The sequence below is a fragment of the Paenibacillus sp. FSL H7-0918 genome (assembly GCF_038007025.1).
Lineage (GTDB): Bacteria > Bacillota > Bacilli > Paenibacillales > Paenibacillaceae > Paenibacillus_AQ > Paenibacillus_AQ odorifer.
Genome location: NZ_JBBOWJ010000001.1, coordinates 3068495 through 3083097 on the forward strand (window position 1 = coordinate 3068495; position 14603 = coordinate 3083097).

Sequence of the window (14603 nt, forward strand, 5' to 3'; positions counted from 1 at the left end):
GCATCAGCCATATAACTCATCCATAGCAGCTAGCATTCTGCTTATATTATGCTCTGTTGTATCTACGCCTACACTCGCCCGAACAGCACCACTTTCTAGTGTATCAACAGCCTTATGTGCCAGTGGGGTACAATGCATACCCGCTCTGACGGCTATTTTATACTCACGATCTAGACGGTGGGCTATATTCGCCGATTCTTCCCCATCCACTACAAACGACACAATTCCAGTTCTCGGAGCCCCTAATGTGGGCCCTAACAGTTTAATGTTTGGAATATGGGACAAGCCCTCCATCAGCAGTTGAGTCAGCTTCCACTCTCTTTCGTGGATAACGTTTGTCCCTATCGATTTTACCTTTTGAACACCGGCTAGTAAACCAGCAATTCCTACCGCATTTTGCGTTCCCGCTTCATACCGATCTGGGCGAACAGAGGGTTGTTCACTATTCTCAGATTGACTGCCTGTCCCTCCATGCATTAAGGGCTCGAGATCCAATTCAGGTGATATATAGAGCCCACCAGTCCCTTGTGGTCCAAGCAATCCTTTATGCCCAGGAAAAGCTAATAAGTCAATATTCATCTTTTTCACATCAATATCAAGCGAGCCTGCACTTTGAGCAGCATCCACTAGAAATATAGCACCCTTTGCTTTAGCTAGATCTCCGATTTCACCAATGGGAAGTATACTACCTAATAAGTTGGAGCTATGATTACAAATTACCATTTTAGTGATTGGTCGAAACGCCTTGTCCAATTCGTTCAAATCCAATTGCCCTTCTCGATCCACCTTCAGATAATCAACACTTATCCCTAGTGACTTACGTAAATATTCCAAAGGTCTCCGCACAGAATTGTGTTCAGTCATTGTAGAGATTACATGATCCCCTGCTTTGAGCGTACCTCTAATCGCCATATTTAATGCCATCGTAGTGTTTTGGGTAAACGCTATGTCTTGTGCATTAGAAACCCCAAACAACTCCGCCAGCAAACTCCGGGCTCTCACCAACACCCGTCCGCTTCCCATGGCCAACGAATAATTCCCTCTGCCAGCATTTGCTCCCGACTGCAAAGCATTCATCATCGCAGCTGCCACCTCTGGAGGTTTAGGCCAGGACGTAGCCGCATGATCCAAATATACGAAGTCTTCCATAACCCCGCTCCTCGTCTCATACTCTTTTTCATTAAGAAGAAACAACGTTGTCGCCCTTTATTGATAATAACCTTATTTGTAGAAAATATAAGAATAATATTCAGCTGCACTTTATACATCCTTATATTTTGAAAAAACATACCCCTACTCATCCGATTACGGATAGCTCAGGATATGTTCTTGGCATAGATACCCATTTAGTTACCCAATAATTCTAACAATCTTTCTAAGTCCTGCGCACTGTAGTAATTCAGTTCAATCTTCCCTTTTTCCTTACCTTGTTTTATCTTAACCGTTGTTTTAAACCGTTCACGTAATACTTCCTCTACATTATCAATATAGGGATCACGTTTAACAACTTTAATCTTTGTACCGTTCGTTGGCTTTCGATCCAGATTTTTCACTGTTTCTTCAAGCTCTCTTACGCTCCATTGCTGTTCCACGCATTGTTCAGCCAATTGTTTAATAACTTCCGGATCTTTCAGGGCAACAATAGCTCGTGCATGTCCCATAGACATTGTTCCACGTGAAACATATTCTTTTACTTCTTCCGGTAAAGTAAGCAATCTTAGGAAGTTAGCGATGTGTGATCTGGACTTTCCAACTTTAAGTGATAGCTCTTCTTGTGTGAGTGAAAATTGATCCATCAAACCTTGATAAGCAACTGCGATTTCCATTGCATTTAAATTTTCACGTTGCAAGTTCTCAATCAGGGCGATCTCCATGACCTGTTGATCACTTAGATTTCTTACGACTGCTGGAATCGTAGGTTTACCACAATATTGCGATGCCCGGAATCTGCGTTCACCGGCAATGATTTCATACCCCTTCAAAACACTCCGTACAATGATCGGTTGAATCACGCCATGTTGTCTGATGGACTCAGCCAATTCCTGGATTGCTTCTTCATTGAAATCCTTGCGTGGTTGATAAGGGTTAGCCCGTAATTGAGCTAATGGGATTTCTACTACCTTATCATCTTCATTAATAGATAAAGAAGGAATCAGAGCATCCAGACCTTTTCCTAAACGTTTACTCATAAGAAATCACTTCCTTTGCCAACTCTAAATACACTTCTGCTCCCTTTGAGCGAGGATCATAAGTAATAATGGATTGTCCATGAGACGGCGCCTCACTTAAGCGGACATTCCGAGGAATGATAGTTCTGTAAACTTTTTCCTGAAAATACTTTTTAACCTCTTCGATGACTTGGATCCCTAGATTCGTACGGGCATCCAACATGGTTAATAGTACTCCCTCTATTTTTAAATGCGGATTAAGATTTTTTTGTACTAGACGCACGGTGTTTAAAAGCTGACTCAACCCTTCGAGCGCATAATATTCACATTGAATCGGAATGATTACCGAATCAGCAGCTGTAAGGGAATTGATCGTCAAAATCCCAAGGGATGGAGGACAATCAATGATGATATAGTCATAATTATTTTTAACCGCATTTAGGGCTTTTTTCAATTTCAACTCTCTGGAAATCGTTGATACTAATTCGATCTCCGCCCCCGCTAATTGAATGGTTGCCGGGATGATGTGCAGTCCTTCATTTTGAGTTTCAAGTATCGTTTCTAGAGGATTTACTTCATTAATGAGAATGTCATATATACAATTCGCTACGTCCGCCTTGTTGATGCCAACGCCGCTGGTAGTGTTACCTTGAGGATCGATATCAACTAGAAGCACTCTTTTTCCTAATGTAGCCATACCGGCACCTAGGTTCACAGAGGATGTTGTTTTACCGACACCGCCTTTTTGATTTGCTATGGCAATAATCTTGGACACTAATTTCACCTCGAATAGTTAGGAAGAATCTTCTCGTAGATCGCAAGTACAAACGGCCAAACTATGTTACTTTATATGAGCTAAAACTCTAAAATGCAGGACTGAGCAATACATCCTGGTTTAAGTCACACAAAAGGCGGCCAATCACTTTAAGGCCGCCTTCAGCTTTTGAAACAATTTATCTTTTGGGGATCTGGATTACAATCTCGTAATGGTCACCACGGTCATTTTCTGACGTTTTGATTTCCATACCTGAGCCTGACACCATATCAATAGATTGACGAATTGTATTAAGAGCTAGACGAACATCCTTGGTATAGGAGACCCGTTTTGACTTTTTAGTTTGCGAAACTTGTTTATAGAAAGCAATACGAGCTTCCGTCTGTTTAACATTTAATCCTTTTGCAATAATCTCTGCCAAAACTTTTAATTGCATTTCCACACTATCCAGTGATAAGAGTGAACGCGCATGTCTTTCGGAAATCTGACGTTCCATCAACGCTGTCTTAACCTCTTCAGGTAAGTGGAGTAAACGAATCTTATTCGCAATAGTCGACTGACTCTTGCCTAAGCGTTGTGCTAAGCTTTCTTGTGTTAATTGATGAAGATCAATTAACTTCTGATAAGCGACAGCTTCTTCTATGGAGGTCAAACCTTCACGCTGTAGATTTTCTATGAGCGCAATAGATGCAGCCTGAGAATCATTGAACTCACGGACAATAGCAGGGATCGTCTCTAAACCAAGCTTTTTAACTGCCCGCCAGCGCCGTTCACCTGCGATGATCTCATATATGGAATCTCGCATACGTACAACAATAGGCTGAATGACACCATGAGTTTTAATTGTCTGACATAACTCATCAATTTTGTCATCATCGAATATAGTCCGTGGTTGGTAAGGACTGCTAACGACCTCATGAACTGGTATTTGTTTGATTTCTTCTCCGCTGCTCCGCTCGTTAAACCCAAATAGCTTGGTAAATTGTTCTTTCATTCCGTTCATAACCACCTAATTTCGTTATAGTACGATCTTCTTGACCTTCTTCACGGAAAGCATATCGTACAGCAATCTAAAACATTCTGATATTATGGAATTACCTGTAATGAACAGGCATCATAATCTCTCCTTCTTTCGAACAAGAGTACAGAGAAGGAGTTATATACAAAATTAAAGTCTACTATGCTATTCTATCACTTTTCTCCACATAATCATATTCTCCGTAAAGACCTATTTTTCCTGCATTTTTACAGGTGCAACAACCAAATCAGCTTATAAATCTAATTTTCATCTAATTTGATATTTATCGATTTTTGTTATCATCATCTTCATAAAAAAAGAGCATCCCCTTTGTTCAAAGAGAATGCTCCTAAAGGAACTTTGAGTATCGGCAATGTTTCACGTGAAACATTATTTCATCAATGGCATTTTGGCAGGAATTCCCGCTTTTCTTGGGTATTTAGCTGGTGTTGCTCCTGTCTTCCGGATCATAACAATATGTCGATCCGACTCCTCCACTGGTAAGCTGAACGACTCCACTTTGCTGAGTTCAGCACGAAGCTCTTTTAAGCTGTACTTAGCTTCGCTTAATTCCTCTGAAGGATCGCTGCCCTTCATTGCAGCGAACACCCCATCTTTGCGTGTGAAGGGAAGACAAAATTCATTCAACAAAGACAGTCTTGCTACCGCACGTGCTGTAACCAAATCATAGGCATCACGATGAGTGAACTTGCGCGCGACATCCTCTGCCCGCCCATGGATCAATTGTACATCGGTTAATCCCAATGTCGTACTTACATGCTGCAGAAATGAAATTCGTTTATTGAGCGAATCAACAATCGTTAGTTTCAAATGAGGAAAACATATTTTAAGTGGGATTCCTGGAAACCCAGCTCCTGAACCGATATCTGCGAGAGTGGTGATCTCGTTAATATCAAGGAAAAAAGCTAATGAAATAGAATCATAGAAATGCTTCGTATATACCTGCTCTCGCTCAGTTATACCCGTGAGATTCATTTTTTCATTCCAGGTTACGAGTTCCTTATAATACAGATCAAATTGTGCTAACTGTTCTGCTGTAAGGGATATGCCTCGTTCCTGTAATAGTTGTGTGAATTGAACTTCCGTATTATCCATAGCTTATCCTTTCGCCGCGGTTACCCGGTTGTAATGCTCAAGATATACAAGAAGAATGGAAATATCAGCAGGTGTAACTCCCGCAATCCGAGAAGCCTGCCCGATAGAGATCGGGTGAATCTTAGTCAGCTTCTGCCGCGCTTCCATCGCTAATCCATGGATTTCATTATAATTAATGTCATCTGGAATTTTTTTCTTCTCCATCTTTTGCAGGCGCTCCACATGTTGAAGTTGTTTTTCTATATATCCGGCATATTTAATTTGGATTTCTACTTGCTCCTTCATTTCTGCATCCAGCATCTCTGGTGATGGTGATACTTGATCAACAAAACTATATACAAGCTCTGGGCGCCGCATCAGAACAAGCAAATTACTGCCATCTACAATAGGTGCCGATTCATATTGCGCTAGTACTTGGTTTACATCAACAGGTTTAACCTTTGTTTCTTGCAGACGAACAATTTCACGCTCCACCCGTTCTTTCTTATCTGTGAAGTTATCGAAACGCTCCTGTGTGATCAAACCAATGTCGTAACCGATAGGTGTAAGTCTTAGATCTGCATTGTCATGGCGAAGCAACAAACGATATTCTGCACGTGAAGTAAGCAGACGGTAAGGTTCATTCGTTCCCTTAGTCACGAGATCATCAATGAGTACACCAATGTATCCCTGTGAACGATCTAGGATTACGGGTTCTTTGTCTTGCACTTTGCGTGCTGCATTAATTCCAGCCATAACCCCTTGGCCTGCTGCTTCCTCATAACCGGAAGTGCCATTGATTTGTCCAGCAGTGAACAGACCTGGAAGACGTTTGGTTTCAAGAGATGGCCATAGCTGTGTAGGAACCATTGCATCATATTCAATAGCATAGCCGTTACGCATCATCTCTACCTTTTCCATACCAGGAATGGAACGTAAGATAGCTAGCTGTACATCCTCAGGAAGACTAGTGGACAGACCTTGTACATAGTATTCCGATGTATTTTTTCCCTCTGGCTCTAAAAAGATCTGATGCTTAGATTTATCACTGAATCTTACGACCTTATCTTCTATAGAAGGGCAATAACGTGGGCCAGTTCCTTCGATAATACCTGTGAACATCGGCGCACGATGAAGGTTATCATTAATAATCTGATGAGTAACCTCAGAGGTATACGTTAACCAACAAGGAAGCTGTTCGTTATCGGATGATTTCGTTTCGAACGAAAAGAATTTCGGTTCATCGTCCCCTGGTTGAATTTCTGTCTTAGAGAAATCGATCGTATCACGATGTACACGTGGTGGAGTACCTGTTTTAAAACGAACCAATTCAAACCCAAGCTCCCGTAAGTTCTCAGAAAGCTTCACGGATGGCTGTTGATTGTTAGGTCCACTTTCATATGTTAGCTCACCCATAATCACTTTACCACGCAGGTAAGTACCTGTTGTCAGGATAACAGTCTTACTATGGTATTCGGTTCCGGTCTTCGTAACTACACCTACACAACGTCCATCCTCAACGATTAAACGCTCAACCATCCCTTGACGAAGTGTCAAATTAGGCGTTTTCTCCATAGTTTCCTTCATTGTATGTTGATAAAGGAATTTATCAGCTTGTGCACGTAAAGCATGTACAGCTGGTCCTTTACCTGTATTCAGCATACGCAGTTGAATGAATGTCTTATCTATATTGCGGCCCATTTCTCCGCCAAGCGCATCAATTTCACGCACTACATGTCCTTTGGCAGGTCCGCCTATGGACGGATTGCAGGGCATGAATGCAACCATATCCAGGTTAATTGTGATCATTAACGTACTGCAACCCATCCGGGCTGCAGCCAGTGCTGCTTCACAGCCAGCATGACCAGCGCCAATGACGATAACGTCATAGTTGCCTCCATCATAACTCATGTCCTGTTTCCCCCTTGAAATTATATTAAATCGTGAATCTTATTTTCCTAAACAAAATTGTGAGAATATTTGGTCTAACAAAGAGTCAGCTGCAGTATCGCCAATTATTTCCCCAAGCTGTTCCCATGCGAGCCGTACATCGATTTGAATCATATCAATCGGTATATACTGTTCTGCAGCATCGTATGCATCTTGAAGTGATTTATAGGCTTTTTTGAGCAGGGCTATATGTCTCACATTACTCACATATGTCAAGTCACCCGATTCCAGCTTTCCACCAAAAAAGAGTGTCGAAATGGCATCTTCAAGTTTGTCTAGACCTTCCTCTTCCAGAACGGACATCGGTACAATGTTAGACTCTTCAAAAAATGAGAGCAACTTATCCTTATCCAGTTTGGGCGGTAAGTCCATTTTATTCATGATTACTAGGCACTGTCTACCGTGGATTTGTTCCATCAATGCCAATTCATCCTCATGCAGCTCTTCATTAGCATTCAGCACAAGTAGAATCAGGTCGGCGTCACTAACTGCCGCTTTGGAGCGCTCCACCCCAATTTTCTCAACAACATCCATCGTTTCACGAATTCCCGCTGTATCGAGCAGCTTAAGCGGTATATTATTTATCGTTATAAATTCTTCTATTACATCACGTGTTGTTCCTGGAATATCTGTTACAATCGCTTTGTTATCACGCGCTAATGCGTTTAGCAATGATGATTTACCAACGTTCGGACGTCCGACAATAGCTGTCGTAATCCCTTCACGAAGTATTTTTCCTTCATTAGATGTCTTAAGCAGCTTTGTTATTCCCTCCATAACCTCACTGCTTTTATCTTTAATAAATTCAGCTGTCATGGATTCTACATCATGTTCTGGATAATCTATATTCACTTCAATATGAGCCAGCATCTCAATAAGTGTATGGCGTAAAGCATGAATTCGATCCGATAAGGATCCGCTAACCTGTTTTAAAGCTACAGAAAAAGCCCGGTCAGACTTAGAGCGAATCAGATCAATAACAGCCTCAGCCTGCGATAAATCGATACGTCCGCCCAAGAAAGCACGCTTGGTGAACTCCCCCGGCTCGGCTAACCTTATCTCCTGCTGCAGAAGTAAATCCATCACTCTTCTTACAGAAATTACACCGCCATGAGCACTGATCTCTACTACATCCTCTGTCGTAAAAGAACGTGGTCCTTTCATAACGGTTACCAACACTTCTTCCATCTTCTCTCCGTTATCAGGACTGACGATATGTCCGTAATGAACGGTATGCGATTCCGCTTCAGTTAATGGAACTCGGCTACGAAATAATGGTGCCACTTGGGAAATAGCCTGTGGGCCACTTACCCGAATAATAGCAATTCCTCCCTCGCCTAATGCCGTCGATACGGCAGCAATGGTGTCACTAAGCATGCTGTTTTTCACCCCAAAACTTATATTTTTTGAATAGAAACGTTCTTTTATTTTTAAAAAAACAATGACCCCTTACATTGGTCAAGGAGTCATTGCATCCATATAGTCTTTACTTCAAGGTTATAACGACGCGGCGATTTGGCTCTTCGCCTTTACTGAGGGTACTCACTTGCCGGTGATCCTGTAACCTGGAGTGGATAATCTTGCGCTCCTGAGGAGACATTGGCTCCAATACAACCTCTTTACGAGTGCGAATTACACGTCCGGCTAAACGATCAGCCAGCTCTTCAAGCGTTTTTTTACGGCGCTCACGGAAGTTCTCTGCATCTAACACAAGCCGTATAAAACTGTCGGAATAACGGTTAGCTACAATATTAGCCAAATACTGTAGAGCATCGAGAGTTTGTCCTCTTCTGCCAATTAACAGTCCCAAATCTGGACCGGAAATTTGCAGAATCGTGGATTCCTTGGTGTGGACGATTTCTACCTCCACTTCGAGCCCCATGCTCTTAGCGACATCCACAATGAAATGAACGGCTTCTTGGTAAGCTTCCTCCACCGGTTGTCCGGAATCTTGGCGTGGCACACCGCCGATGGCCTCCTGTTTGCTCTCTCTTGCTGACTGTTGAGGCAGTGACGGAGCACTCGCCGCTGATGCCGGTGCGGCTTCGGCTATCAAGGTTAGTTCAACCTTGGCACCTTTCGCACCGATCAATCCCAGGAATCCTCTTGATGGCTGCTCAAGTACGTTGACCGTTACCCGGTCCTTTTGAACTCCAAGCTGGGTTAGTCCCCGTTCTACAGCTTCTTCAATGGTTTTCCCTGTTGCGACGACTTTGCTCATTTTGACTTTTTGGCTCCCTTCGATGACTTGTTGCCGCCTTTGCTCTTCGGAGCAGGACTGGAGTCATCTGTACTTTTTACAGCACTTGCGATTGCCAATTTGTGTTTATCGTTGTTGCGGTATAAGAAGTAGTTCTGAATAATAGTGTAAAGGTTACTGTACACCCAGTATAGTGGCAAGGCTGCAGGGAAATTGTACGACATCACGAAGATCAGAACTGGATAGATCATCATCATGAACTGCATTGGCCCTTGTTGTTGCACTGGGTTCATTTTGGTCATCATTCTAGTTTGAATAAATGTTGTTAATGCTGCTAGCACTGGTAAGATAAACAGATGATCCGGTTTACCTAGCTCCAGCCACAAGAAGGTATGCTCCCGTAGATGTGGATTATAGTAGATCGAGTTGTAGAGAGCGATAAAGATAGGCATTTGTACGATCAGCGGTAAACAACCCGCCATTGGGTTAACCTTATTTTCTTGGAACAAACGCATTGTTTCTTGCTGCACCTTTTCAGGTGTGTCTTTATATTTTTTCTGGATCTTTTGGAGTTCCGGTTGAATGGCTTGCATTGCACGCGAGCTCTTCACCTGTTTAATAGTAAGCGGAAGAATCAACGTGCGGACAATAATAACCATCACAAGTACGGCTAAACCATATTCTCCGTTAAACCAATCTGCAAACTTGTCCAAGGCAATGGCGAAATAATACACTACATTACTTTGCCAGAAGCCTCCATTCTTCAAATCCTCCGTAGTGTGCGTGACAGCAGTCGACGGAGCGCATCCCGACAGAACAGCTAACGACAACACCATTACCGTGATGAGGAGAAACCATTTTCCTCGTCTAGTCTTCATTAGAGACACTTCAAAACCCCTCTCTTAAACATTCCATTCCACCGTAAATCATACCATAATTATGAATACAAATAAACAAGCCTCTTAAGCACCCTTTATTTGCGGGAAGCCTTGAGTAGCTTGGCTTTACGAAGCACATGCAGCACACTTTTTTCGAGCTCTGCATACTCCATGGAAAGCGCTCCTTTTCTTACGATAAACACCATGTCTAAGCCACCTGCAATCTCAGGTTCATGGTGACGGACGATTTCCTTAACTAATCTTCTCATACGGTTACGGACAACCGCGTTTCCGACCTTTTTGCTAACAGACACACCTACTCTAAATCGCTCTACCTCTTTTTTGCCAAACCAATACACTACAAATTGATGATTCGCAAATGACTTCCCATGGCGGTATACACGACTGAAGTCGGCACGGTTTCGTAAACGTAACTTTTTGTGCACGGGAATCTCCTTCATAAAAATCCGGTTTAAGTGTCCCTCCGAATTTTTTCTTCTAATAGTATAGGCATTTGCAAGCAGCCATAAACGACCACATTTGCTGTGCTGAAATTAAGCTTCTATATATAGTAGGAAAAATAATTTCAACTTCTCACAAAATATTTCTCAATATACGTTAAATAGCCCCGCAAAGTGTAGCTAGCGCATTAAGCGAGATCCTAGACTTTTGCAGAGCAATAATAATAAAAAGCAGTAAAAAAAGACCACCGCAGTGGTCCCTTAGTGGCCTAACTTACGCACTCAAAACTTTTCTGCCTTTCAAGCGGCGAGCTGCCAGCACTTTACGGCCGTTTTTCGTGCTCATTCTTTTACGGAAACCGTGAACCTTACTACGTTTGCTCACATTTGGTCTAAATGTCGGTCTCATAATTGCACCTCCCTTACAGGAACTTAATTACTGTCATATAAGCAGAAACGGACTAAGCCGTCCTTATAGTAGGGACAGTATCTACAAGAATTATCATTTTTATATATCGAGACATATCCTTACAGAAAACACCTTTATATATTTAAACATATTTTATGAGCAAAAGTCAACCTAGTAACCGGCTTGTTCCTCCCCCTCAAGCTCAGGTGTTTATCCACAACTCTCCCCAGGAAAAAAGTAATCCACAAGATATGACAGTTATCCACCTGTGATCAAAAAATAAAGTCGACTACTCACAGTTGAGCACAACCTGTGTATAAAATTATCGAACCTTTGGCGTAAAGTGTCGAACCGTAAACAAATTATCAACAATATGTAGTGGTGTTCCTAATAATTGTACACAAGTGCTTGAATTTGTGGATAAAATAGCCCTGCTCATTGAAAAACAAGGGGCGTTTTGCTATGATGGTATTACTTTTGAATGTGAATAGATTTGTTTGTTCTCTTAATTATCAACAAGCTGTGGATAAAGTTGTGAACAAATCAAATTTATCCATATTTTTTTGTCTCTTCATATTGCCTACTGGGGATAAATATCAGCACCAACCTATTTTCTTCGACATTTCCACTTCATGGCTGATGCCACATTTGGAAGATTTAAAGGAGTGACAGTCTGTGGACAGCCATACTTCCGAATTATGGCAGCAAATTTTATCGATTATTCAAACCAAATTAAGCAAGCCGAGCTTTGATACCTGGTTTAAGGCTACTAAAGCGATAACCTTCAACTCCCAGGTTCTCATTATCTCGGCACCTACAACGTTTGCAGTAGAATGGCTGGAAAGTCGTTACACCAAACTGGTAGGAGCAACCGTCTACGAAGTCACAGGGAAACAAGTGGATGTAAAATTCGTGATTGAAGAAAGCAAGCCACCTGAGCTTGTGGTTCAACAATCCGCTCCGACTCCCGTAGTATCAAGAGAAGAAGCACAAACGCATCTGCTCAATCCAAAGTACACTTTTGACACCTTTGTAATCGGCTCTGGGAACCGCTTTGCGCATGCAGCCTCACTGGCAGTAGCCGAAGCACCAGCCAAAGCATACAATCCCTTGTTTTTATACGGTGGTGTAGGTCTGGGCAAAACCCATTTGATGCACGCAATTGGGCACTATGTCCTGGAACATAACCCAAATAACAAGGTAATTTACATCTCGTCTGAGAAATTCACGAATGAATTTATCAATTCGATCCGTGATAACCGCGGTGAAAGCTTCCGTAACAAGTATCGTAATGTTGACATTTTGCTTATCGACGACATTCAATTCCTCGCTGGAAAAGAGTCTACACAGGAGGAGTTTTTCCATACTTTCAATGCGCTCCACGAAGAACGCAAGCAAATTATCATCTCCAGCGACCGACCACCAAAGGAAATTCCCACACTGGAAGAACGGCTGCGTTCCCGGTTCGAATGGGGCTTGATTACGGATATTCAACCACCAGATCTGGAGACCCGGATTGCGATTTTACGCAAAAAGGCTAAGGCAGAGAACCTTGATATCCCTAATGAGGCCATGATGTATATTGCCAACCAGATTGACACCAATATTCGTGAGCTTGAGGGTGCATTAATCCGGGTAGTGGCTTATTCTTCGCTTACCAACCAGGATGTAACCACTCATTTGGCAGCTGAAGCGCTCAAGGATATTATTCCTTCCAGTCGTCCCAAGATGATCACCATCGCTGATATTCAGCAAAAAGTCGGAGAATACTACAATTTGCGCCTTGAAGACTTCAAAGCACGCAAAAGAACCAAAGCCGTAGCGTTTCCACGTCAAATCGCAATGTATCTATCCCGTGAACTAACGGATTATTCGCTGCCTAAGATTGGTGAGGCTTTCGGAGGACGTGACCATACGACCGTAATTCATGCGCACGATAAAATTACACAGGCATTAAAGGTCGATCAGGAGTTGTACAAAGTGGTAAATAATCTTGCGGAGAAAATTAAAAATCCTTCCTAAGAGGAACAAAGAGCCTATACACAATCTATACACATGTGGGTAGGCTTAATTTTATGCTGTTTGGTGGGGTTATCCACATATTCGTCGCCCCTACTACTAATACTATTAAATAACTATAATAATTCATCATGTAAAGACGCGTAATTAACAGACTCAAATCCATCGAAATTCCCAATTTTTCAGCTAGGAGTGAAATCATGAAAATAAGCATTCTTAAAAATGAGCTCAACGAATCCATTCAACACGTATCCAAAGCTATATCCAGCAGAACAACAATCCCTATTTTGACCGGTATTAAACTGGAAGTTAGCCATCAAGGCGTCACATTAACTGCAAGTGATACCGATATTTCTATTCAATCGTTTATTCCAGCAGAGAATGACAGCCACACCATCGTGAAGATAGATCAGCCAGGAAGTGTTGTCCTTCCCGCTAAATTTTTTGTCGAGATTATTAAGAAGCTGCCCTCCAAAGAAATCCACATGGAAGTAAAAGAAGGATTCCAAACGTACATTTCTTCCGGATCCACTGAGATTCAGATGGTAGGTTTAGACCCTGAAGAATTCCCAGTGTTACCGAGCATTGAAGAGAATGACACGATCTCTCTACCAGGTGATTTGCTGAAAAATATGATTAAACAAACAGCCTTTTCTATTTCTACCCAAGAGACAACTCCGATATTAACGGGTATACTATGGAATCTGAGCGACAATGAGTTTAAGTTTACAGCGACTGACCGTCACCGCTTGGCAACAAGAGCTGCTAAACTTGAAGGCACGGAAAATGTCAATTTCGGAAATATTGTTATTGCCGGTAAAACCCTTAATGAGCTCAGCAAAATTATCCCTGACCAAAATATGCTGGTTGATATTGTCGTTGCGGATAATCAAGTTCTCTTCAAAATCGACAAAGTACTGTTTTATTCACGGATCCTAGATGGGATTTATCCTGATACTTCTAGAATTATTCCAACAACCTACAAAACAGAACTAACTTTAGATACAAAAAAATTAAGCGAATCGATTGATCGTGCTTATTTGCTGTCCCGGGAAGAAAAAACAAATATTGTTCGTATGCAGACGCTTGATCAAGGCGGTATTGAAATTTCTTCAAGCTCATCAGAGCTGGGTAAGGTTCGCGAGGAACTTGAAGTCATTGATTTCAAAGGTGAACCTCTCAAAATATCTTTCAACTCGAAATATATGCTTGATGTATTAAAGGTCATAGAGAGTGAGCAGCTCGTTATTGCATTTACAGGGATGATGAGTCCGATCATTTTGAAACCACTTGACCAAACCAATAGCTTGTATATCATTTTGCCTTACCGTACAACAAATTAATGCCAACATTCATGAACATGTGGATAAGTGGCTGAAAGGATAAAAACCATGAAAAAAATACTTATCCACAGTGGATACATTAAGCTGGACCAATTTTTGAAACTCGCAGATTGTGTATCCACAGGTGGAATGGCCAAAGCTTTATTGCAGGAAGGTCACGTATTGGTCAACGGAGAGGTAGAGGAACGGCGCGGCAGAAAACTTTATCCGGGTGACAAAATCGAAGTGCAGGATAACGGTACCTTTGAGGTTGAAGGCGGAGGAGTAAAAGAGTAGTACGCTAGGGG

14 protein-coding genes are annotated in these 14603 nt (G+C 42.0%); 3 read left to right on the forward strand and 11 right to left on the reverse strand.

Going from position 1 to position 14603, the window contains the following annotated elements:
- Window positions 1–3: 3 nt before the first annotated feature.
- The 11 genes from MHI15_RS13840 to rpmH form a co-directional block, all read right to left on the reverse strand.
- Window positions 4–1149, reverse strand: a complete 1146-nt coding sequence (locus MHI15_RS13840; RefSeq protein WP_340011686.1) for an aminotransferase class V-fold PLP-dependent enzyme — start codon at window positions 1147–1149, stop codon at window positions 4–6.
- Window positions 1150–1346: 197 nt separating this feature from the next.
- Window positions 1347–2189 carry a ParB/RepB/Spo0J family partition protein gene (locus MHI15_RS13845; RefSeq protein WP_036677764.1) on the reverse strand — a complete coding sequence of 281 codons (843 nt, stop codon included), beginning with the start codon at window positions 2187–2189 and terminating at the stop codon, window positions 1347–1349.
- Window positions 2182–2943, reverse strand: a complete 762-nt coding sequence (locus MHI15_RS13850; protein ID WP_036677762.1) for a ParA family protein — start codon at window positions 2941–2943, stop codon at window positions 2182–2184. Before MHI15_RS13850 ends, MHI15_RS13845 begins: the two co-directional genes overlap by 8 nt.
- A gap of 178 nt (window positions 2944–3121) precedes the next feature.
- On the reverse strand, window positions 3122–3937 hold the full coding sequence (gene noc, locus MHI15_RS13855) for a nucleoid occlusion protein (protein WP_036677760.1): 816 nt from the start codon (window positions 3935–3937) through the stop codon (window positions 3122–3124).
- A 414-nt stretch (window positions 3938–4351) separates the two neighbouring features.
- Window positions 4352–5077, reverse strand: coding sequence for a 16S rRNA (guanine(527)-N(7))-methyltransferase RsmG (gene rsmG, locus MHI15_RS13860; protein WP_076303495.1), 726 nt, complete (start codon window positions 5075–5077; stop codon window positions 4352–4354).
- A 3-nt stretch (window positions 5078–5080) separates the two neighbouring features.
- Window positions 5081–6967 carry a tRNA uridine-5-carboxymethylaminomethyl(34) synthesis enzyme MnmG gene (gene mnmG, locus MHI15_RS13865; RefSeq protein WP_036677754.1) on the reverse strand — a complete coding sequence of 629 codons (1887 nt, stop codon included), beginning with the start codon at window positions 6965–6967 and terminating at the stop codon, window positions 5081–5083.
- 39 nt (window positions 6968–7006) lie between these two features.
- Window positions 7007–8383 (reverse strand): tRNA uridine-5-carboxymethylaminomethyl(34) synthesis GTPase MnmE, encoded by a 1377-nt coding sequence (gene mnmE / locus MHI15_RS13870; protein WP_076124328.1) that lies wholly within the window; start codon window positions 8381–8383, stop codon window positions 7007–7009.
- Between the two features lie 109 nt (window positions 8384–8492).
- Window positions 8493–9227, reverse strand: a complete 735-nt coding sequence (jag, locus tag MHI15_RS13875) for an RNA-binding cell elongation regulator Jag/EloR (RefSeq protein WP_036677749.1) — start codon at window positions 9225–9227, stop codon at window positions 8493–8495.
- Window positions 9224–10093: a YidC/Oxa1 family membrane protein insertase gene (locus tag MHI15_RS13880; protein ID WP_036677747.1), complete on the reverse strand. Its 870-nt coding sequence runs from the start codon at window positions 10091–10093 to the stop codon at window positions 9224–9226. The genes jag and MHI15_RS13880 overlap by 4 nt, the downstream gene beginning before the upstream one ends.
- A gap of 86 nt (window positions 10094–10179) precedes the next feature.
- Window positions 10180–10530, reverse strand: coding sequence for a ribonuclease P protein component (gene rnpA, locus MHI15_RS13885; RefSeq protein ID WP_036677842.1), 351 nt, complete (start codon window positions 10528–10530; stop codon window positions 10180–10182).
- A gap of 289 nt (window positions 10531–10819) precedes the next feature.
- A complete protein-coding gene (rpmH, locus tag MHI15_RS13890) occupies window positions 10820–10954 on the reverse strand; it encodes a 50S ribosomal protein L34 (RefSeq protein ID WP_036677745.1) in 135 nt (44 codons plus the stop codon).
- Between the two features lie 675 nt (window positions 10955–11629).
- Between rpmH and dnaA the strand changes: the two genes are divergently transcribed.
- The 3 genes from dnaA (at window position 11630) to yaaA (ending at window position 14592) form a co-directional block, all read left to right on the forward strand.
- Window positions 11630–12976, forward strand: a complete 1347-nt coding sequence (gene dnaA, locus MHI15_RS13895) for a chromosomal replication initiator protein DnaA (protein ID WP_036677741.1) — start codon at window positions 11630–11632, stop codon at window positions 12974–12976.
- Between the two features lie 197 nt (window positions 12977–13173).
- Window positions 13174–14316, forward strand: coding sequence for a DNA polymerase III subunit beta (gene dnaN, locus MHI15_RS13900; protein WP_036677739.1), 1143 nt, complete (start codon window positions 13174–13176; stop codon window positions 14314–14316).
- A 48-nt stretch (window positions 14317–14364) separates the two neighbouring features.
- Window positions 14365–14592 carry a S4 domain-containing protein YaaA gene (gene yaaA, locus MHI15_RS13905; protein ID WP_036677736.1) on the forward strand — a complete coding sequence of 76 codons (228 nt, stop codon included), beginning with the start codon at window positions 14365–14367 and terminating at the stop codon, window positions 14590–14592.
- The last annotated feature ends 11 nt before the right edge of the window (window positions 14593–14603 follow it).